Source organism: Spirosoma validum, from assembly GCF_014699035.1.
Classification (GTDB): Bacteria; Bacteroidota; Bacteroidia; order Cytophagales; family Spirosomataceae; genus Spirosoma; species Spirosoma validum.
The window spans coordinates 1-20,290 of the sequence record NZ_JACXAA010000021.1 but is presented as its reverse complement, the minus strand read 5'-3'; the positions used below and the strand labels follow the sequence as shown (position 1 = coordinate 20,290).

Sequence of the window (20,290 nt, the reverse complement as noted above, 5' to 3'; positions counted from 1 at the left end):
TAGATGGGCTAAAAGAGGCCGGACAGCCCGTACAATATATCCAGGTCGAAGACACTGGACACGCCTTTTTTGAGCAGATGCCCCGTAAATTATTCAGAAAGGTACCATGAGATTTGAAAGGATTGTTACTCTATGTTTGCTTGCGGGCGTATGGGCTTCGGTAGAGGCATCAGCCCAGCAGACCCCGGCTTCCGTCGGCTTGGTTTATGATAAGCAGACGCGGGGTGCGGTACCAATTCCGCCTTCTGAGCGTCTGTTGCAGACTGTGGTGGCGCAACTTCATTTTAAGGTGTCCGACGAAGACCGGGTACTCGAAGGAGCGATCTTCGATCAAGAGGGTAATCTGGTATTTTGCGACGTATCGGGTCGGCGTGTGCTACGCTTAACACCCGATAAGCGATTAATCACCATTACTACCCTAGAGTCACTGGCTCCGGGGGGGCTGGCCTTCCACAAAGATGGGCGGCTATTCATTGCTGCTATGGACTTGAACAAAAACGTGGGCGCTGTCTTCGCGGTGAATCCTGACGGTTCAGGCATACATACGATCATTGCCCCAGCGGCTGGATACTTGCCCAATGACCTAGTGTTTGACGCCCAGGGCGGCTTTTATTTTACTGACTTCCGGGGCACGTCGACCGAGCCGAAGGGTGGGGTCTATTACGCCAGTCCGACCCTCTCCTCGATCAAGGTGGTCGTGCCGAACCTGGCGATGGCCAATGGTGTTGCGCTCAGCCCCGATGGCAAGCAGGTATGGACGACCGAGTTTGGCCGTAATCTACTGCACCGAATTACGCTATCCGACGCGACGACTATCGCGTCAATTGGCTCAGCTGTCGCTTATCACTTCGTCGGCCCGGCCCCGGATTCGATGCGCACTGATGCTGACGGTAACTTGTACGTAGCCATGTATGGGCAGGGGCGCATAGTTATATTCAACCGAAACGGCATTCCCATCGGTCAGGTGCTGTTGCCCGACCGCGAACGTGGGCACAACCTGCACTCGACCAGCCTGGCAATCCGTCCCGGCACAAACGACCTGTATGCAGTCACCAGCGATGGCGTAGGGGGCCAGGGAGCGGCCATATTTCACGCTAAAGTGTTTGGGAAAGGGTTGGGCGCATCCTTCCCAAGATGATAAAATCAGCCGTTGATCGTTGGGAAAAGTCAGTATGGTCTTGCCTGGGAAAACCATCGCAGGCGATACCGATAGATCCGGGTTACTCTGTGGATAGTCCAACCAGCTTGGCTACGTTTATTTTTAACTGATCCATGACAATTTAACGCTCAACTCACTATGAAAAAACACATGCTGATTATCGTCGCCAGCACCTGCTTTGCGTTGACAGCTTGTAATACCAACGGGGTAGACAACGCAAATCCCTCAAATGCCGCCCCTGGGTCTTCTGGCTCCTCAGCGGTCGAAACAGACCCGGCCAATACAACCTATCGTCCGGCCTTTTCGGGCCAGACCCGCATTGCTGGTGTCAGAACCCTGACCAATTACCAGAGCACCGTATTAACGCAGAATCTCAGAAGTCCCTGGGGCATAACCAGTCTGCCCGACGGGCGACTGCTCATCACCGAAAAAGCCGGCACAATGCGCATCGTAACCCCAACCGGCCAACTCAGCGAACCTATCACCGGTATTCCAGTGGTTAATTCTGCCGGGCAGGGAGGATTGTTGGGTGTTCGGATAGATCCTGCTTTTGCGACGAACCGAATGGTTTACTGGGTGTTTTCAGAATCGCGTCCTGATGGCAACCTGACGGCTGTGGCCAGGGGTACTTTATCCACCAACGAAACAAGAATTGAGGGAGCAACCGTCATATACCGAGCTCTGCCAGCATATCAGGGAACGGCGCACTATGGTGGTAGAGTGGTGTTTGATCGGGATGGAAACCTGCTGGTCAGCACCGGCGAGCGATCAGATTTAACGACCCGACCACAAGCGCAGTCCATCGGCTCGGCTCTGGGTAAAATCGTTCGAATCACCAAAGATGGGGGGGCTGTCAGTAGTAATCCTTACACCACCACTACCGGGGTGTTGCCCGAACTCTTTTCCATTGGCCATCGAAATCCGCAGGGGCTGGCGATTCACCCGGTAACGGGTGAGCTGTGGGAAAGTGAGCACGGGCCCCGGGGGGGTGACGAGATTAATTACGTTCAGCCTGGGCTTAATTACGGATGGCCGACCATTACCTATGGCATAGAATACAGTGGTACCCGTGTCGGTGAGGGTATCCAGCAACGGGCAGGACTGGAACAGCCCGTCTATTATTGGGATCCCGTTATTTCCCCCAGCGGGATGACGTTTTATGCTGGTAACCAGATTCCAGAATGGCAAAATAATCTGTTCGTTGGTTCACTGAGTGGGATGCACCTGGTACGCCTGGTGACCGCAAATAATCGGGTAGTGGGTGAAGAACGATTGCTGGTGAGTGAGGGGCAGCGTTTCCGGGACGTCACCCAGGGGATAGATGGGGCCTTGTATGCGATTACTGACGGAGGCAGACTCTATCGGATCGATCGGCGATAAGGGTCTTTAACTGCAATCGGATTACCAACATACACTGATATATCCCAACTAATGAAATCGTATGGAAGGCCATTTCTTAACAAAAATAAGACCCTACGCCTGGTATCCGGGAAGCGCAAAACCGCCCCAATTAAGTCTGGAAGAAGAAATGAGTTACCAACTCATTCTAAACATTGCGCTTGTTGGCGTGGTCGCGGGTTTTTATGACCATAAACAAAACCAGTTTTGCAAAAATTGCGAACGTTATTTTGGCTTGACGAATAAACTGTCTGACCAATACAATACAGTTAACACCATTAATAGAAACCTGGCATGGACATACGAACCGGTCGATACGGTTTTAGCTTGGATGCTCGTACCTCTCCCCGTCCTGTCAAGCTTCTATCAAAACTATCCTGAGGCTGGATTGAATTAGGCAATCAATTTATCAGCAGATCACCCGGTTAGTGTGGGGTTGGTCCCCTATTTAGTAAGGGCAAGTCAATACCGGCGGTTTGCTAGGTGGTGAAACCAGGAAAGAAGGATTGGAGTAGTCCGTTTATTAGTACGACCCATCTTTTTCTCCGAGTGGAATGACAAGTATGACGGCCTATCTGATTCCCGAATGGGGAAATAATCGATTTGCTAGTCGATTCTGGGCGAAATCAACGCTTTTTTTTAGGGAGCGCTCAGATGGTTTTCTAACTCAGCGCGTAGGGCCCCGATTCATGAACGGGCTTATTCTAACCAGGTACTCGTTGGCGTCTGATTCTGCGGCACAGGTTTACCAGACTCTACTCGTTTTTATTCCAATAATTAGTTCACTTTTTGCTCACACTCAACAACAAATGAAACACTTTAAAATAAATGCCTATCTTCTGGTAGCTAGTCTGGTGGTAACAAACGGACTGGTGCTTCTTCCTGTAGGGGCTCAGAATATAAATGGCAACGGCATGGACGTGGCAGGCACACGCCCCCCCGCCGAAACGCCCGTGGTGGGTCAGCCTTGGGAACAGCGCACGCCCTACGGAAAGGGACAGAAACCCGCCTTCACTGGGCAGACCCGCGTTGGGGCCGTCGTTACCAAAACGCCCTACAAAGTAGATGTGATCGCTACTACATTAAAGCACCCTTGGAGTCTGGCCTTTATGCCCGACGGACGGATGCTGGTGACCGAAAAGCCCGGCACGTTGCGCATCGTCACACAAAGCGGTCTGGTCAGCGATACCTTAAAGGGGCTGCCAGAAAACATTGCTTACAGTGGGGATGCGGGCCTGCTCGATATTGTCATTGATCCCAGCTTCAAGAATAACAAAATGCTGTACTTCACCTTCGTTGAAAAACGGGGAAAAGCTACGGGGCTAGCCGTAGCTTCGGCAAAACTAGCTGATGACGAATTTCACCTGGAAAAGATGAAAGTCATTTACCGGGTCAATGATTCGACCGGTGGAGGCTATGCCCACTACGGGTCGCGGCTGCTATTCGACAAGGAACGAAAACTACTCGTATCTACCAGTGAGCGGATGTTTGAGAAAACACGGTTGAAAACCCAGTGGCTATCGTCGTCACTGGGTAAAATTCTGCGCATTAATACCGACGGCACACCTGCAGCCGGAAACCCTACGTTTGCTGCCGACAGCACCCACGCGCTACCTGAACTTTGGGCAGTGGGCTTTCGCAATCCGCAGGGCTTGGCGTTTCATCCCGTTTTCGGCGATCTGTGGGAAGATGAGCATGGTACGCAGGGGGGCGATGAGGTCAATATCGTCAGGCCTGGGCAGAATTATGGCTGGCCCGTGATTGCCTATGGCGTAGAATACGACTGGAAACCCATTGAGGGAGACATTACCCAGAAAGCGGGTTTAACCCAACCGACGTATTATTGGGACCCCACGATTGCGCCTTCGGGCTGTACATTTTACACGGGCACCGCAATGCCCGAATGGAAAAACAACTTATTCATTGGTGCCCTGGCGGGCCAACACCTGGTACGCCTTATAATTAAGGATAATAAAGTAGTTGGCGAAGAGCGGTTATTGCTGGACCAGCACCAGCGCATGCGGGATGTGGTGATGGGACCAGATGGCAATTTGTGGGTGGTTTCGGACGCTGAAAATGGTCGTCTGCTACGCATATCCGCTAAGTAAATTCAAACAGGGCTGCTCCTTCTGAGCCTACGGAAATAAGAGTCAAGCTTTTCACAGACTGTTGCCCCTTTATTCTAGTTAACAAGTAGAACTAACTGATGAAGAGCACCGCCGATAAGCATGTTTCATAATGTAGATAAGAACTGGTCATAAACAGGCCGCTTAATAGTAACAACAACTAAACCAGTATCCTATGTCATCTGACCTATTTCCTGATACGGGGGGCCCGAAGGCCGAAAATGACTCCCGGCGCTCGTTTATGAAACAGGCGGGCGGGTTGCTTGGATTCGCCTTGGCCCCACCGCTGGCTGGCCAGCCTGATTCGCTAATGGCTAATTCCCCCGTTTTAGAAGTTGTCACAAAGATGACCCTACGGATTAATGGACAGCCACGCACCGTGCAGGCTGAACCCCGCGTGACCCTGCTCGACGCCTTGCGCGAACGGCTGGATTTGACGGGCACCAAAAAAGGCTGTGATCACGGTCAGTGTGGTGCCTGTACGGTGTTCATCGACGGTCAGCGGGTTAATTCCTGCCTGACCTTAGCCGTTATGGTTCAGGACAAAGAGATTACCACTATTGAGGGGCTGGCGAAAGGAGATACGTTACACCCCATGCAGGAGGCTTTTCTGAAGCATGATGGGTTTCAGTGCGGGTATTGTACGCCGGGCCAGATCATGTCGGGTGTGGCGTGCGTAAAGGAAGGTCATGCCAAAACTGATAGCCAGTGCCGCAAGTGGATGAGCGGTAATCTGTGTCGATGCGGAGCCTATGCTAACATTCTGGCCGCTGTGCGTGAAGTTGCCGATAAGGCTTAAATCGAAACAGGGTATCTCGGATTGGTAGAATACCTGGTTATCAGTCCGTTTCTCACTCCTTAAAACAGCGTTATTGATGAACGACTTTAGTTATGCGCAGGCCACAACGGCCAAAGACGCTGTAAACTTTTTGACCGAAAAACCTCAGTCAGCTTACATTGCTGGCGGCACCACGCTGCTGGATATGATGAAGGCTAACTTGACTGAGCCCCCGCGCCTGGTTGACATCACCCGGCTACCCTTTACGGGCATCGAGCAGACCAAAGACGGACTGCGCATTGGAGCGATGGAGCGGATGAACGCCGTGGGCGAGCATCCGCTAGTGAAGGAACTGTTTCCTGCTGTATCGGAGTCTTTATTGCTGGCGGCTTCCCCTCAGCTGCGCAACATGGCCAGTATCGGGGGGAATATCCTACAGCGTACTCGATGCGGTTACTTCCGGGATGCGGCCTTTCCCTGTAACAAGCGCGTACCCGGCTCAGGCTGTCCCGCCCTGACCGGTGACAACCATAACCTGGCTATCTTGGGGGTGAGCGAGAGCTGCATTGCCAACGCCTACCCCGGTGACCTGAGCGTAGCCCTGGCCGCATTCGATGCCGTGCTGACCCTGGAAAACACCAAGGGAAAGCAGCGCCAGGTGCTCGTGACGAATTTTTATTTGTTGCCCGGCAACACTCCCCAGAAAGAAACGGTGCTGGAACCGGGCGAGTTGATCGTGGCCGTGACCATTCCGATGGCAGCTCATGCCAAACGCTCAACATACCTGAAAGTGCGCGAGCGGGCCAGCTATGCCTACGCCTTGGCCTCGGCGGCTGTGGGGCTGGACGTACAGAGCGGTACCATACGAGCGGCCCACGTTGCGCTGGGTGGGCGCAACACCCTGGCGCTCGCGCGAAGCGGAAAAAGTGCTGATCGGTGCCCCGGCTACCGAAGCTACATTCCGGGCAGCGGCAGGGGCAGCTCTGCAAGGGGCTAAGCCCCGTGAGCATAATGCTTACAAGGTAGAACTGGCACAAAACACGCTGGTACGCGCCTTGGAGCAACTAGTCAATGCCTGATCCGGTCTTACTCAACACGTGTTTACAGCCATTTTCTTTTATGGATAACGACCCAACATTTTCGCAAACCAATCCCCAATCCGTCGCCGTCGGTCAGCCACTAAGCCGCGTCGATGGCTGGGCCAAAGTGACCGGAGCAGCCAAGTATTCTGCCGAATACAACCAACTGTCTGGTCTGGTACACGCTGTCATCAAGACCAGCAATGTAGCCAGGGGGCGCATTACCGCAATTGACAGCAGCGCAGCGCGAACCCGGTGTACTGGCCATTCTTACGCATCAGAACCTGCCTAAGCCTACGCTCACGGCCCAATCGGATGCCGGCAAAAAAGCCATTGGCCCATCAGTCCAGATGACCTTTATGCCCCTGCAGTCGGATCAGATTTTTTATGCGGCTCAGCCCGTAGCTATTGTCGTGGCCGATACGCTGGAGCACGCCCAGCAGGCTGCGACAAAACTGCGTGTAACAATAGCTCCCGAAACGCCTGTAGCCTCCTATCTGGACCCCAAGACGAAGCTGTACAACCCATCGAAAGCCCCCAACGGTGATGCTGAGGGTACCAAGCGCCGGGGCGGTGCCGCTGCTGCCTTCGCTGCCGCCCCGGTGCAACTAACGGCTACCTATTCCCACGCAACCAACCATCACAGTCCAATGGAGCCGGGTGCCACCATCGCCCATTGGGAAGCTGCCGACCGGCTCACCGTCTACGATACGGCTCAGGGTGTATCGTGGCAGCAACGTGCTTTGTCTGCCTTCCTGGGCCTGCCCACTGATCAGGTACGGGTCATTACCAAATACCTCGGCGGTGGCTTTGGTTGCAAAGGTCCGATCTGGTCCCACACCGTGCTAACGGCCCTGACAGCTAAGGCCGTGGGTCGTCCGGTAAAGCTGGTGCTCACCAGGCCCCAGATGTTTACCAGTATGGGCCACCGTGAAGACCAAGAGCAAACCCTTCGGGTGGGTGCCACTAAGGACGGTAAGCTGCTGGCTCTGCTCCACGAAAAGCAATCCACTACCTCACAATGGGATGACTACGCTGAGTCGAACAGTAAAATCATTGGGATGCTTTACCAGTGCCCCGCCTTCGAGGCTACGACTAAGTTAGCACGAGCAAATGTGATGACCTCGAGTTGGATGCGGGCGCCCGGCGAAGCACCTGGTTCGTTTGCTATCGAGTGCGCTATGGATGATTTGGCCGCCCAACTAGGGATTGACCCTATCGAAATCCGCCTGCGTAACTACGCCGACAAGGACCCTAGCAACGGTCATCCTTGGAGCAGTAAAAGTTTAAAGGAATGCTATGCCCGGGGGGCTGAACTGTTTGGATGGAGCCGGCGCAACCCCAAAGCCGGGGTTACCCGCGAGGGCAAACTACTCGTGGGCTGGGGCATGGCTACGGCCTCTTACCCCGTCAATACGTCGCAGGGTAACGCCCGCGTACGTCTATACGGCGATGGTCATGCCGTGGTTCAGGTGGGGGCCACGGATTTAGGTACGGGCACTTACACCGTTATTACCCAGGTAGCGGCCGATTCGCTGGGTATTGCGCCCGATAAAGTGCGCTTTGAACTGGGTGATACGATGTTACCAACCACGATTATTTCGGGCGGCTCGATGGTAGCGGGCACTGTTTCTTCTTCAGTATATGTGGCGGCTCAAGACGTGTGGCAGAAGCTCATTAAGGTCGCCATAGCCGATAAAAAATCGCCACTTTACCAAGCCAGGCCTACCGACGTAGAGGTGAGAAAAGGTCGCCTGCAACTGAAAGTCGATCCGGTCAAGGGTGAAAATTTTGAAGTTCTGATGCAGCGCGGCCAGATTTTCGATGTGGAAGGGCTGGGACAAGGCCATGTGGGCGCAGACTACGAGGCATCCCAGTTTGCCGGTGCGGCTCCGTCGGGCAAAAGCGGCAACGCAAAGAGCGATGACGCGGGCAAAGAAGAAAATGCGGGGCATTCAATGCACTCGTTTGGGGCTCACTTCTGCGAGGTGCATGTCGACCCCGAACTGGGCACTGTGCGCGTCACGAAATGGGTGAGCGTCATTGGTGGGGGGGCGCATTCTGAATCCTAAAACGGCTCGTTCCCAAATCATCGGTGGCAGCACAATGGGTATTAGAGCAGCTCTCATGGAGCAAACCGTGCGTGATCCGAATCTGGCCCGCTACACCAACGCCAGCCTGGCCGATTATCACATATGTACAAATGCCGACATTCCCAATATGATTGTTGAGTTCATTGATGAAAAGGATCCTTACATTAACGCGATGGGGGGTGAAAGGCATTGGTGAGATTTCGATGGTGGGCACCTCAGCAGCCGTGGGTAATGCCATCTTCCACGCTACCGGTCGGCGGCTACGCAGCCTGCCTATCACGCCAAATAAAATGCTAGAAGCGTTGCGTCAGCCCGTCTAATCAGTATAGCGGGTAAAGTGGCGGCAGTAAACTGCCAATGCTTTACCCGCTATACTGTGTCATTATGCAGCCCGGTGATACCTGACCAGCCCTGATCATAGCTGGGTCAGATGCCCGGTGTTACCCGATTCTACGACAACCATAAGCATTTATCTCCGGGGCTGTTGCTAAGTTCACTCGGTATGCGACGGCAACATTTTGGTACCGACAGCGCGAATAAAAAGGAAGCGCTATGGAGAACGACCTGTACCTATAAAGAAGCATGTGATCTAATTCTGATTTCTTCAAGAAGCGCATTAACTCACATCGCTTCGAACAAAACCTGCTGATCCAGTTCAGGGGTCAATCCCCCGTTTCCGCAGGGCTTATGACGTTCGCCGTCACTAGTTCTTCCGGCTTATTCCAGCCTAAATCACTCACGTATCTATTGCCCCCCGTCGGCACCAGTAAAAGTGGTAAGTGAAACCGTAGAATGTATAAATCTTATGGTATTAGAATCAGCTAATTTTGCAACAGTTTACTAAACAGCTAAGTAATTGAGCCGATGAATGCTAACAGCTCACGGTGATCGACAAAACGATTGCCTGTTACACCTGATAACGAAATGCAAACGGTAACCTGATAAGGAGTCGGATTTACCACCGGCCTCTGTTTTTCCATCCCGGCGTAGAGACGACGTATCGTGACAACAATCGACTTTCATTCGTGGAGCTCTGAGGACGGTTTTTTACGAAGTACCGCCTTTCTGAAAATCAGTGAATTAGCTTTTTTTATGCCAATTTCCAATTGAGGCAGATAATGCCATCAACGCTATGAACACAATAGAAAACAAAATTTTTACGGGTAAGGTAGCCTTCGTTACCGGCGCGGGCACCGGAATTGGTCGGGCAACAGCTCTTGCTTTTTCACGCCAGGGAGCTAGCGTCGTTATAACTGATGTTACGGCGGAAACACTTCAGCAAACCGCTCAACTGATCGAGCAAGAGGGCGGGTGCTCACTAGCCATCCCCTGCGACGTAACCCAGACCGGAGCGGTAAAGGCTGCCTTGGATAAGGTAATTGACACGTTTGGTCGGCTGGACTATGCCTTCAACAATGCTGGCGTGGAGCAGCCCAAAATACCACTGGCCGATATTGACGAAGCAGAATGGGACCGCATCGTTAATACCGATCTCCGTAGCGTTTTTCTGTGCATGAAGTATCAAATTCCATTGATGCTCCAGCAGGGGGGCGGAGCTATTGTAAATACCTCATCCGGGGCTGGGGTCAAAGGGATTCCGGGCCAGGGTGCTTACGCGGCGGCCAAACACGGCATTATCGGTCTGACCAAATCAGCCGCCTTGGATTATGCTGCACAAAACATCCGCATTAATGCTGTTTGTCCGGGCATCATTGAAACCCCGATGATGGATCGCTTTAGCGGCGGTACTGAAGAAGGTCGTCAGCAGGTGATAGCGCAGGAACCTATTGGTCGGATGGGTAAACCTGAGGAGATTGCCAGTGCTGTCATCTGGCTGTGTTCCGAGGGGGGGGGCTTTGCCATTGGTCACGCGCTGGTGGTTGATGGCGGTCAGACCGTCTAGTACATTCAGTCTGTGTTCACTTCATGCCAATTAATAAAGACACACACATGGAAATCACCCGAGTAGGTTCACAGCCTTCCGCCAAAGGCCCCGAAGACTGGTTCACCGGAGCCGTGCGGATCGACCCCCTGTTTAGTGCCAACGAAGCAAGACGTGGGGCCGCATCCAGTGTCACGTTTGAGCCCGGTGCCCGAACGGCCTGGCACACCCATCCGGCGGGTCAAACACTTCTTGTTATCTCCGGGATAGGTTGGGTACAGCGCGAAGGAGGCCCCATTGAAGAAATTCATCCCGGCGATGTCGTTTGGTTCGAACCCAACGAAAAGCATTGGCACGGTGCTTCGCCAACGAAAGCCATGAGCCACCTAGCCATTCAGGAGGAGGTAAACGGTGAAGTGGTAACCTGGCTAGAGAAAGTAAGTGAGCGTGAGTACGCAATTTGACCCCAACATGACAACAATTTTTCAACGGATGCGGGCTGGTGAGTCGCTCCGGAAAGATGATCCTGACTATGGCCGGTTTAGCCAGGTCGTGGCCCGTACCATTCAGTTATGCGTCCGGATGAACGCCACGGCCACCGAGCTGGATCAGGTTCGCAGCCAGTTGAGTGCCATCATTGGCACTGAGATCGACGAATCGACAACGATTTTCCCTCCGTTCTATACCAACTTTGGTCAGTTCATTCGCCTGGGCAGAAACGTCTTTATCAACCACAACTGTTCGTTTCTGGATAGTGGTGGGATTATGATAGAAGACGATGTACAGATCGGTCCCAGCGTCAAGCTCACGTCCGAAAATCACCCGCTAGACCCCGCTGATCGCAAAACACTCCTTCTTCAACCTATTCTGATCAAACGGAATGCTTGGATTGGTGCAGGTGCCACCCTTCTGGCAGGCGTTACAGTTGGCGAAAACGCGGTGGTGGCCGCCGGAGCTGTCGTCAGTCGGGACGTACCACCCAACACGGTCGTTGCCGGGGTACCGGCGAAGGTGGTGAAGACCCTATAAGTAAAGCAACAGAAAGACAAACGAAACGATCATGAACTATTCAATCGACAACAAGATAATCCACATCACCGGTCGTCCGGTAGCTAGGCCGCAGCTTGCCGGCCGGGCATTCAACCTGCTGTTCGTATTCATCGTCTTAGCCGTCTGGCCTGGTTTGGCTTCAGGCCAGACGGCTAACACCGTGACAGGTCCGCAGGCAGCGAAAAAAGGTCCTGCTGACACGTTTACGGGAACCGTTTGGGTGACGAGCTTGGTCCCCAATGACTCGATCTTTACGACCATTTCGGGCAGTGTCGCCTTTGAGAAAAGTGCCCGCTCGCACTGGCATTCTCATCCGGCCGGGCAAATCCTCATTGTTACGGATGGGATCGGTTACCACCAGATCAAAGGGGAGCCTAGGCAAGTGATTCGCAAAGGTGACGTCGTGAAATGCCCGCCTAATGTAGTTCATTGGCACGGAGCCAGTCCCGACAGTAAAATGACCCACCTGTATATCATCCCAAACACCGAAAAAGGCATTGTCAAGTGGCTACAGGCCGTCACAGATCAGGAATACAATCAAAAATAAGCCGTTAGTCCATCTTCAGTCAAACCTATCGACCTCACCCCGTTTACACATGAAACAGTACGCCTTACTCGTTTTATTGACTGGGGTTTTGTCCACCACCAGTCAAGGTCAGCAGGCGCTGACTAGAGAGCCTCCGCTCGTTTCTCCTGAAATCCATGATAACCATTCGGTAACGTTCCGGCTAAAGGCTCCAACGGCTACGACGGCTACCATTTCAGGTAACTGGATGCGCAGTGAGGGATTCGCTCGTCCTTCCGCAACGATGCAAAAAGGAGTGGATGGAATCTGGTCTTATACCACGGACGTTTTGTCGCCTGAGTTCTATACCTATTCCTTCTCCGTGGACGGGTTAAGAGCTATTGATCCTAACAATGCCCATGTCATCCGGGATGTTGCCAATGTGTCGAATGCGCTGCTGATTGATGGAGAGTTCGCCAATCTGTACAAAGTGAATGACGTACCTCACGGATCAGTGAGCCGTCGCTGGTACAACTCACCAGGCAACGATAAGTCTCGTCGGATTACCATCTATACCCCGTCTGGCTATGAAATGGGCAAAGAAACGTATCCGGTACTGTATTTGATGCATGGGATTGGGGGCGATGAGGAAGCTTGGATGGGTTTAGGCAGAGCTTCCCAGATTTAGATAACCTGATTGCCCAGGGAAAAGCAAAACCCATAATCGTGGTCATGACCAATGGCAATGTGTCGCAGGATGCTGCGCCCGGTGAAGGAAGTGATGGGTATACGAAACCCAGTTTTATGCTACCCCAAACAATGGATGGCAAATTTGAAGAAACCTTCGGGGATATACTCACCTTCGTGGACAGTAATTACCGGATCCGGAAAACCAAAGCTGGGCGAGCGATTGCCGGGTTGTCTATGGGCGGACATCACACAGCTAAGAGCATGTTGGGAAATCATGTTTGGTTGTAATCCTCGATCCGTTGCAACATAAGTTGACTGTTGGCTAAATAGAGCCAAGCCACCGAAGAAGATACTGTGTGCTCGTAATCTTTGATCACCCTACGAAAGAACGGGGTCGCCCGAGCGATTGGTCCAGGCAATGCTCCGCTCAACGACCCAGCGATTGGCGACGGGCACAAAACCACGAGCTGATTCAGGACGGGATGCTTTCGCAAAGTCGATACTTCACTGGGCTAATTCAGCCGCGAAAACACCATTGTAGGCTTGGTCTCCAAAGACTTTTTCCAGCCGCTCGCCAACTCGCCACAAGATGCCCAACACTAACGGCACCGCCAGGGTCCCATCAGCTCGGTTGGCAGTATCCACATCGGCCATCCATAACCGCCCCTGCATATCGACTACAAAAGTGCGCTTACGGCCGCACGGGCGGCCCCGCATTGACGAGTTTGTGAGCATCGTTGCCCCGCAACTCGCAGATCATAGGGGCGAGCTTAACAGACTGTGAGTCAATGCATAATGCTGAAGGCAGTGGCATACGTCCCGTCTGTTGACGGTCCAGTTGGTTAAGTGCTGCATTGATACGTTCAAAAAGGTCGGCTTTTTTCCACTGGTCAAAATAGTAGTAGACCGCTTGCCAGTGCGGCCAGCAAGGCGGTAGGTTGCGCCATTGACAACCGGTACGAAGTAGCCACAAGATAGCGTCCATAATCTGACGTAAATCGTGCTTACGCTTGCGTTTTAGATCGAAAAAAGGCGAAATTGCTACCCACTGGTAGTCGGTCAGTGGTTGCCACTGAGAGGTCATTCTTTTGTTGCTTGGTCGCTACAAAGTTGACCTGACTACCAGCTTTTTGAAATTCCCCAACATGCTCTTACATCTCGCAGAATTACCCAAATACCTTCGACTATATGGGCTTATTCTCCCCCGGCCTTAACAATAAACCGGAAGATCATCCTCAGTCACTGGCGTATCAGAAGCTGGATTTAAAGTTAAAAAAGCAGATGGACAATGGCTACAAATTATACTGGGTGGCTGTTGGCCGGGATGACGTTCCCATCTTACTGGCTGGTATTCGGGACTTCCGAAAGAAAATGGATACTATTGGTACGAAGTATGAATTTAAAGAAACCGATGGGGGCCACACCTGGCCAAATTGGCGTAAATACCTGACGGAATTTACACAAAAAAATTTTTAACTAAACATCTGATCACCATGCTGGTATCTGCTACTATAAATCCATTTCAATCTAATAGAATCATGACGCTTTTACGTTTTATGACCTTTAGTCTGGACGGTAACCAAGTAGCAGGAAGATTGTCGCAAACTGGCTTTATTACGGCTAGAAAAACCGCTCAATTAAGTGACCCACGAATTGTCACTCATAACTAGTTTTTTGGCCAGTTAGATGAAAGCTATCGATAGAATATGCACTGTTGAATTGTCGTGATTATTTCAGCACACCTTTCTCGTGTTCAATAGCATCATTTACCTTCCAGATACATGCGGCCCACCGCTGTGGTTATGATTTTGCCGCAGTGGTGGTCTGGCGGCAGCGGCCGTCCGCCTCTTTGTTTAGCTATGCCAATATCAAGCCTAGAATAATTGTTAGGAAAGCGTATCTACAAACGCCCCTTTTTTGATGTAATACATAAATCTCAGTGAAGCGAAGTTTCCAACAGTGGCTCGTTCATTCTGAGGTAACGGCTAATCTAATCTATGCTATTTCATAATAGCTAGTGCTACAATCAGTTCTTTGTCTCCAAGAAATCGTTGACTGCGCTTGCCTACTGCTGGCCAAGACTCCAGGACGCGTCAGCTATTTCTATAAGATCATTTGATGATACGCTTTTGCCACATCCATTGCAGAGGCCAAATTCAAGCCAGACATAACCTCAAGTTGACTTCAATAATTTATATTTACAGATACAATACAGATGCAATATAAACATGTCGTCTGAAAATAAACTTGAATTTGACTTCTCTACCATGCAGGAAGTCATCCGACGAGTTGGGTTGATTGATGCTTTTAGGGGAAAGTGGGGAGCCATTGAGCAAAAAAACAATCGTTATCTACGAGAATTACGGCGGGTAGCCACAATTGAAAGTATTGGCTCATCTACCCGGATTGAAGGGGCTATCTTAACCAATGAAGAAGTAGAGCGACTTATCAAAAATGTAAAGATCACCGAGTTTAAGACACGCGATGAACAGGAGGTATTCGGTTATTATGAAGCGCTGGATCTGATTCTGGATCATGCCAAAGAGATTGACCTGACCGAAGCGTACGTTAAGCAACTACACGGTGTTTTGCTCCGCTATAGCGGTAAAGACCAGCGGCATCGGGGTGGTTATAAAACGCTATCAAACCAGGTAGTGGCTAACTATCCGGATGGCAGTCAGCGGGTCATTTTCAATACCACAGCGCCCCACCTGACCGAAACCCAGATGTACCAAATGATCAAATGGGTTGGGGGAAGCTTGGAAGGTGGCCAAATCCATTCCTTAATCGTCATCGGACTTTTTATCTACGAGTTTCTCTCTATTCATCCCTTCCAGGATGGCAATGGCCGCTTATCCCAGTTGTTGACCACCTTATTACTGTTAAAAATGGGTTATGACTTTGCCCAGTACGTATCCTTCGAGAACATCATCGAGCAGCGCAAGGCCGACTACTACCGAGCACTGATGGCGGGTCAGCAGCACCGAGGTACCGAGAAGGAGGTTATTGGCGATTGGATAATCTCTTTCCTAGACTGTCTACAAACCTTAACAAGCCGATTAGAAAGCAAGTACGCTCTTTACAAAGATAAAGGGGGGTATCTGAATGAGCGTCAACAGCAAATCTTAGTTACTCTACAAGAGCACCACCCCCTTAAGGTCAGCGACTTATCCACTCGACTCCCCCACCTATCGATTAACACTCTGAAAAAGGATTTACAGTACATGGTTCAACAAGGCATGCTTGAAAAGCTTGGGGCATTAAAGGCAACGGTGTACCTGGTTAAACCAACCAAGTCAAGTTGATGACATTTGAATGCCTTAAGCAAAAATCGATACATGAACGCTCCTCTGTCTCACGTGGGAGCGTTTGGTGAGATTATTAACCTTTCAGGCGAGGTTGTGATTCACCTGCAAAATCCAATGGGAGCGGGACGGCCAGTACGTTCAGCGTGATGATAACTTTACCGAAATAGTTTAAGCCAAGACTGGCTACCCGTAGCGTTGTGATAACACGTATCAAGGTTTTTCCAATCATCCACGTAACTAGATTGATTGTTCCCATGAGAGGGCCTTCACCTATGTTTACCATAGATCGAGAAATAGAGCCATTCATGTAATATGTATAGCACAGTACTATGCTATACACTAACTATGGAACATATTCTGCTTAATACACTAACTTCTACTTGTATGATTTTGGTTAAAGCTGTCTTATTGGCTGGTTTGGTTTTACTGGCTAGGCTTGCCATGCCTCAGTAATTTCATGGACAAATAGGCGATAACCGGACCTATAAACCTTTAAAAGAGGCTAGCATTCAGGTGAAAGACAAACCTATTAGCTGCCAGGTGAACCCAACTGGTTGCTTTGAAGTCGACCTGTCAGCCGCCGAAGACACCGATTTAATCATTATTAGTTGTCCAGGATATACTCCTGAAGTCCTGCTGAAACAGGAACTCATTGATGCCTGGTACGACATTAAGCTAAGTCCGGTCAAGGCGCTGGTCTTGACTGAGTTAAATGCCGATAAAACCAACCTGGGGCCAAACAACACAAAAGGCTCTGCCAACCCTTAATTCATTACTACATTTTTCTTAAATCGCTGCCTGACCATGATACACAATTACGTCAAAATCGCCTGGAGAAACCTGGTAAAATATAAGCTCTTCTCGCTAATTAATATTATCGGATTGAGTCTGGCTATTCCGACCGCCTTACTAGGCTTAATTCAGATTGTCAACTATTACGAGTACGATGATTTCCACCCCGATCAAGCCCGCATTGTGCGTCTCATAACCGACGAAAAACTTACCGATGGCTCCATCACCAGCTGGGCTTCGAGTCCGCTACCATTGGCTACCTATGTCAAAGAAAATCTGGCGGGCATTGAGAAGGCCACCACCTTGGTCAGAGAGCTTGATTTTACATTAAGTAACGGACTTAAAACAAAAAATAGTAAGGCAATTTATACCGATACCTTCTTTTTTCAGCTGTTTAACTTTCCACTAGAAACAGGTTCCTACCCAACAGAGCCTAATACGATTGTGCTCACTCATGAGACGGCTCGGTGGTTTTTTAACGATGTCAATCCCATTGGCAATACCCTGGAACATCCCAAGCTAGGCAGTTTTAAAATCGTGGGTATTTTAAAACCATTCAATGCGCAGAAAACCCAGTTCAGAACCGATGTGTTTATACCCATAGCTAGTCATAGGGCAAGTATGTATCAACCCAATGACTGGGCCGACTTAAAGGCGCATACCTTCTTGAAACTAGCCAACGGAATGACCCTTGCCAACTTGACTCAACAGCTGGTCAAAACCTCCAGTACCATCAATGACTTACTCCCACCATCCGTTGGGAAGAAACTGTATTTCAAAGGGCAATACCTGGCTGACATTTCACCCGCCAACGAGATACTCCTAAATGATCCCTACATTCAAGATATTCGAAGTATTGCCATCAATTTCGCCTTTCAGCTCATTATCCTCTTACTGGCCTCGTTAAACTACATCAATCTAACCCTGGCCCGATCGATGAACCGAAGCCGGGAGGTTGGGGTGCGGAAGGTAGCCGGTGCCACGAAAGCGCAGCTGGTTTTTCAATTTTTGATCGAATCCGTGCTGGTTTCGTATATAGCCCTGAGTGTTGGACTGCTGATCTTATGGTTGGTCAAGCATTATCTTCCTGTTTCGTGGCTCACCTGGGATATTGATCATTTAGGCTACCTGATCCTGCTCTTCCTGATTCTCAATCTGTTGTTGGGCTTAGTGGCTGGGGCTACGCCTAGCCTGATTCTGTCCTCCTTTCAACCCGTAAAGGTCTTGAAGGGACGCATTGCACCCGCCAGTTTTGGGAAACTAGGGTTTCGCAAATCGTTAATAGTCGTTCAATTTGCTATCGCCTTGATCTATCTATTTTTTATGGGCCATTCCTATCATCAAATCAAGTATATGGCCAACGATAACGAAAACTACCAGCGTCATCATATCCTTACTATCAACTTACCGGCCCCCACCTATCAACCCTTTGCCAATGACATTAATGCCCTCAAGGAGGTAAAGAAGGTAGGCTATAGTTCGCTAACCTTTGGCAATAAACCCCCACAATCCACGATTAAACCCCTAAAAAGCGAAACTGCCCATTTGGCGTTTTATTATGCGGCCGACCCTGTTTTTATCGACAACATGGGCCTTAGGTTCGTGGCCGGAACCAACTTAGTGCCCAGTCACGGCGGGCAGGCGTCACCACTGATTGTGGTCAATCAAAAGGCAGTCGACAAACTGGGCCTTGGCTCACCACAGGAAGCCATCGGCAAACTCGTTACACTACATGATACCCTCTCAGCAACCATCATAGGAGTGGTGGCTAATTTTTGTCACTATGATTATGAACGCAAGATCGAGCCGGTCGTTTTCCAATACGCTCCTTCCTTATTTAAGGTGTTGTGTTTGCAGACAAACCCCGTCAGTGATCGGAAATTGGTCGAAGCCAGCCTGCAAAGCTTATGGCATAAACGCAATCCTGGGCAGGAGATGGCTTTCTCGTGGCTAGATGAGGACATGTATGAGCGTTATTTCCCTCGCCATGACATGCAATTAATGGGCCTGGAAGGCCTGGTTATCTTCGTGATTGCCATCTTGGGGCTCATCGGTATACTGACATACAGTGTAGAAAAACGAGCGAAAGAAATCGGGATCAGAAAGGTCATTGGAGCTACTACAGGGGAAATCATCAAGTTGATGTCGAGGGAGTTTATTCACCTGTTGACCCTGGCGACGATCATCGCTCTACCGAGTGGAATCGCCATTGGGATGTATATGAATACGTATTTTGTCTTCAATAATGGGTTAAGTTATGGGATAATGGGTCTACTGTGGTTGCTGGTTGTCGGGGTTGCCTTAGGGGCAGTTGGCTATTTTTCAAGCGCAGCCGCTCAAGCCAATCCCACTACAACGTTGAAGCTCGAGTAACTGTGGGTAACCTGCCCGAACCGGTCTTTAGGCTAAATGACTTGAGTTGCCAAAGAATTTGGATTCTTGATTGAAGTGTAGCGGGTCCAGGGCCGATGTGGCCGGGGCGTACCATGCGTTCCACTGAGATGCCCATTAATTGGGTACATTTGCCCCTACCCGTTGGTAAGGTCACTATCGTTTTAATGACTTATTTAGGGACAGATTCCCACTCATCTCATACAGGAGCATTTTCGTGAGAATATCTCCCTGGTAGCGAAGTGGTGCTTTCTACAAAACCTGGGTTAATTCGTTTTTACCGGAAACAGCTTCTCGTCTACTTCGGTGCCCTGACCGGCTACCCGGCACCAGCCACTAGACGTTTTATGATACACTTCCAATCGTCTCACCTTCAAATTCACATCATGGCCATCGACCACCAGTTGGACATTGGCTAGAAAATTGACCACGGCCATCTTACCCTCGTAGATGCGGATAAATTCATGGCCCGGTATGGGCCGCACCGATTTAAAAACGGCCTTTTCCTTCGCTTGTGCCCCTTGCCATTGTTGATGGGAAAAGGAAATGTCGCCTTTTGGGCCAACCGCGATGAAGTCATTACAGTCAATGGGTACATCTGGTTTTCGATGACCCATGAGTTCCCTAATTTCTTGTCTTTCGGTAGGATAGCTGGTCGTATCGATCTGAGCAAAGGCTTTGTAGCTGCCTAGAATTACTAAAAACAGGATGAGTGTTGGTTTCATAGAAGAGTCTATTTTCTCAAAGTTAAAAGCGACTTTGGAAAACACGACTTCAACTAACGCTTTTGGGACAAATTTTTGATGTTGCGCCCTAACCAGTTATCACTACAAAAACCCTATTTATGGGCAGGACTATCCATCTCGTTACAAATAGGAGCCTTTACTGAGACGGCTCTTCAGGCAGTGTTTTGCTTCGGCTACATAGAGGGGACGTATCTTTACTGTTTACATCAACCTCTTGATCAACTACAGCACGAGGGCCTGTTAGTTGAACGATTGCCTGAACGCTAAGGGCGATTGGGCAGTTTTTGTTTTGA

Annotated in this window: 25 protein-coding genes; 21 read left to right on the top strand and 4 right to left on the bottom strand. The window is 50.4% G+C overall.

Annotation, left to right across the window (positions count from 1 at the left end):
* The first annotated feature begins 106 nt into the window (after positions 1-106).
* The 17 genes from IC230_RS31175 to IC230_RS34275 all read left to right on the top strand — a co-directional run bounded on the left by IC230_RS31175 (position 107) and on the right by IC230_RS34275 (position 13,048).
* Positions 107-1,138: an SMP-30/gluconolactonase/LRE family protein gene (locus IC230_RS31175; RefSeq protein WP_191042995.1), complete on the top strand. Its 1,032-nt coding sequence runs from the start codon at positions 107-109 to the stop codon at positions 1,136-1,138.
* Positions 1,139-1,297: 159 nt separating this feature from the next.
* Positions 1,298-2,539 carry a PQQ-dependent sugar dehydrogenase gene (locus IC230_RS31170; protein WP_191042994.1) on the top strand — a complete coding sequence of 414 codons (1,242 nt, stop codon included), beginning with the start codon at positions 1,298-1,300 and terminating at the stop codon, positions 2,537-2,539.
* A 61-nt stretch (positions 2,540-2,600) separates the two neighbouring features.
* Positions 2,601-2,954 carry a hypothetical protein gene (locus IC230_RS31165; RefSeq protein ID WP_191042993.1) on the top strand — a complete coding sequence of 118 codons (354 nt, stop codon included), beginning with the start codon at positions 2,601-2,603 and terminating at the stop codon, positions 2,952-2,954.
* Positions 2,955-3,366: 412 nt separating this feature from the next.
* A complete protein-coding gene (locus IC230_RS31160) occupies positions 3,367-4,665 on the top strand; it encodes a PQQ-dependent sugar dehydrogenase (protein WP_223860976.1) in 1,299 nt (432 codons plus the stop codon).
* Between the two features lie 193 nt (positions 4,666-4,858).
* A complete protein-coding gene (locus IC230_RS31155) occupies positions 4,859-5,482 on the top strand; it encodes a (2Fe-2S)-binding protein (RefSeq protein WP_223860975.1) in 624 nt (207 codons plus the stop codon).
* A gap of 76 nt (positions 5,483-5,558) precedes the next feature.
* On the top strand, positions 5,559-6,458 hold the full coding sequence (locus IC230_RS31150) for an FAD binding domain-containing protein (RefSeq protein WP_223860974.1): 900 nt from the start codon (positions 5,559-5,561) through the stop codon (positions 6,456-6,458).
* Positions 6,388-6,540 (top strand): hypothetical protein, encoded by a 153-nt coding sequence (locus tag IC230_RS34290; protein ID WP_317171881.1) that lies wholly within the window; start codon positions 6,388-6,390, stop codon positions 6,538-6,540. The genes IC230_RS31150 and IC230_RS34290 overlap by 71 nt, the downstream gene beginning before the upstream one ends.
* A gap of 40 nt (positions 6,541-6,580) precedes the next feature.
* Positions 6,581-6,832 (top strand): hypothetical protein, encoded by a 252-nt coding sequence (locus IC230_RS34285; RefSeq protein WP_223860973.1) that lies wholly within the window; start codon positions 6,581-6,583, stop codon positions 6,830-6,832.
* Positions 6,771-8,612 carry a xanthine dehydrogenase family protein molybdopterin-binding subunit gene (locus IC230_RS31145; RefSeq protein WP_262893199.1) on the top strand — a complete coding sequence of 614 codons (1,842 nt, stop codon included), beginning with the start codon at positions 6,771-6,773 and terminating at the stop codon, positions 8,610-8,612. Before IC230_RS34285 ends, IC230_RS31145 begins: the two co-directional genes overlap by 62 nt.
* Before the next feature lie 34 nt (positions 8,613-8,646).
* Positions 8,647-8,829, top strand: a complete 183-nt coding sequence (locus IC230_RS34535) for a hypothetical protein (protein WP_262893201.1) — start codon at positions 8,647-8,649, stop codon at positions 8,827-8,829.
* A complete protein-coding gene (locus IC230_RS34280) occupies positions 8,780-8,953 on the top strand; it encodes a hypothetical protein (protein WP_223860981.1) in 174 nt (57 codons plus the stop codon). Before IC230_RS34535 ends, IC230_RS34280 begins: the two co-directional genes overlap by 50 nt.
* A gap of 812 nt (positions 8,954-9,765) precedes the next feature.
* The gene (locus IC230_RS31140) at positions 9,766-10,536 is read left to right on the top strand and encodes an SDR family oxidoreductase (RefSeq protein WP_191042992.1); all 771 of its coding nucleotides are present in this window, start codon (positions 9,766-9,768) and stop codon (positions 10,534-10,536) included.
* 47 nt (positions 10,537-10,583) lie between these two features.
* Positions 10,584-10,979, top strand: a complete 396-nt coding sequence (locus tag IC230_RS31135; RefSeq protein WP_191042991.1) for a (R)-mandelonitrile lyase — start codon at positions 10,584-10,586, stop codon at positions 10,977-10,979.
* 7 nt (positions 10,980-10,986) lie between these two features.
* Positions 10,987-11,544 carry a DapH/DapD/GlmU-related protein gene (locus IC230_RS31130; RefSeq protein WP_191042990.1) on the top strand — a complete coding sequence of 186 codons (558 nt, stop codon included), beginning with the start codon at positions 10,987-10,989 and terminating at the stop codon, positions 11,542-11,544.
* Between the two features lie 31 nt (positions 11,545-11,575).
* The gene (locus IC230_RS31125) at positions 11,576-12,112 is read left to right on the top strand and encodes a (R)-mandelonitrile lyase (protein WP_191042989.1); all 537 of its coding nucleotides are present in this window, start codon (positions 11,576-11,578) and stop codon (positions 12,110-12,112) included.
* Positions 12,113-12,161: 49 nt separating this feature from the next.
* Complete coding sequence (locus IC230_RS31120; protein WP_223860972.1) at positions 12,162-12,758, top strand: esterase; 597 nt, start codon at positions 12,162-12,164, stop codon at positions 12,756-12,758.
* Positions 12,759-12,802: 44 nt separating this feature from the next.
* Positions 12,803-13,048, top strand: a complete 246-nt coding sequence (locus tag IC230_RS34275) for a hypothetical protein (protein WP_262893198.1) — start codon at positions 12,803-12,805, stop codon at positions 13,046-13,048.
* A 216-nt stretch (positions 13,049-13,264) separates the two neighbouring features.
* Here the strand turns inward: IC230_RS34275 and IC230_RS34270 are convergent, their stop codons facing one another.
* Positions 13,265-13,477, bottom strand: coding sequence for a hypothetical protein (locus IC230_RS34270; protein WP_223860970.1), 213 nt, complete (start codon positions 13,475-13,477; stop codon positions 13,265-13,267).
* On the bottom strand, positions 13,452-13,844 hold the full coding sequence (locus IC230_RS34265) for a transposase (protein WP_223860969.1): 393 nt from the start codon (positions 13,842-13,844) through the stop codon (positions 13,452-13,454). The genes IC230_RS34270 and IC230_RS34265 overlap by 26 nt, the downstream gene beginning before the upstream one ends.
* 104 nt (positions 13,845-13,948) lie before the next feature.
* On the opposite strand from IC230_RS34265, the gene IC230_RS31110 reads away from it, so the two are divergent.
* Together IC230_RS31110 and IC230_RS31105 are read left to right on the top strand one after the other, a co-directional pair.
* On the top strand, positions 13,949-14,236 hold the full coding sequence (locus tag IC230_RS31110) for a hypothetical protein (protein WP_191042988.1): 288 nt from the start codon (positions 13,949-13,951) through the stop codon (positions 14,234-14,236).
* 752 nt (positions 14,237-14,988) lie between these two features.
* Entirely contained in the window at positions 14,989-16,065 is a 1,077-nt protein-coding gene (locus IC230_RS31105; protein WP_191042987.1) for a Fic family protein, read from the top strand.
* Positions 16,066-16,141: 76 nt separating this feature from the next.
* On the opposite strand, the gene IC230_RS31100 is transcribed toward IC230_RS31105, so the two are convergent.
* Positions 16,142-16,351: a hypothetical protein gene (locus IC230_RS31100; RefSeq protein ID WP_191042986.1), complete on the bottom strand. Its 210-nt coding sequence runs from the start codon at positions 16,349-16,351 to the stop codon at positions 16,142-16,144.
* A gap of 230 nt (positions 16,352-16,581) precedes the next feature.
* Here IC230_RS31100 and IC230_RS31095 point away from each other — a divergent pair, with 230 nt between their 5' ends.
* The gene (locus IC230_RS31095; RefSeq protein WP_191042985.1) at positions 16,582-16,836 is read left to right on the top strand and encodes a hypothetical protein; all 255 of its coding nucleotides are present in this window, start codon (positions 16,582-16,584) and stop codon (positions 16,834-16,836) included.
* Positions 16,837-16,872: 36 nt separating this feature from the next.
* Positions 16,873-19,233 carry an ABC transporter permease gene (locus IC230_RS31090; RefSeq protein WP_191042984.1) on the top strand — a complete coding sequence of 787 codons (2,361 nt, stop codon included), beginning with the start codon at positions 16,873-16,875 and terminating at the stop codon, positions 19,231-19,233.
* A gap of 284 nt (positions 19,234-19,517) precedes the next feature.
* On the opposite strand, the gene IC230_RS31085 is transcribed toward IC230_RS31090, so the two are convergent.
* Entirely contained in the window at positions 19,518-19,976 is a 459-nt protein-coding gene (locus tag IC230_RS31085) for a nuclear transport factor 2 family protein (RefSeq protein ID WP_191042983.1), read from the bottom strand.
* Positions 19,977-20,290 lie beyond the last annotated feature (314 nt).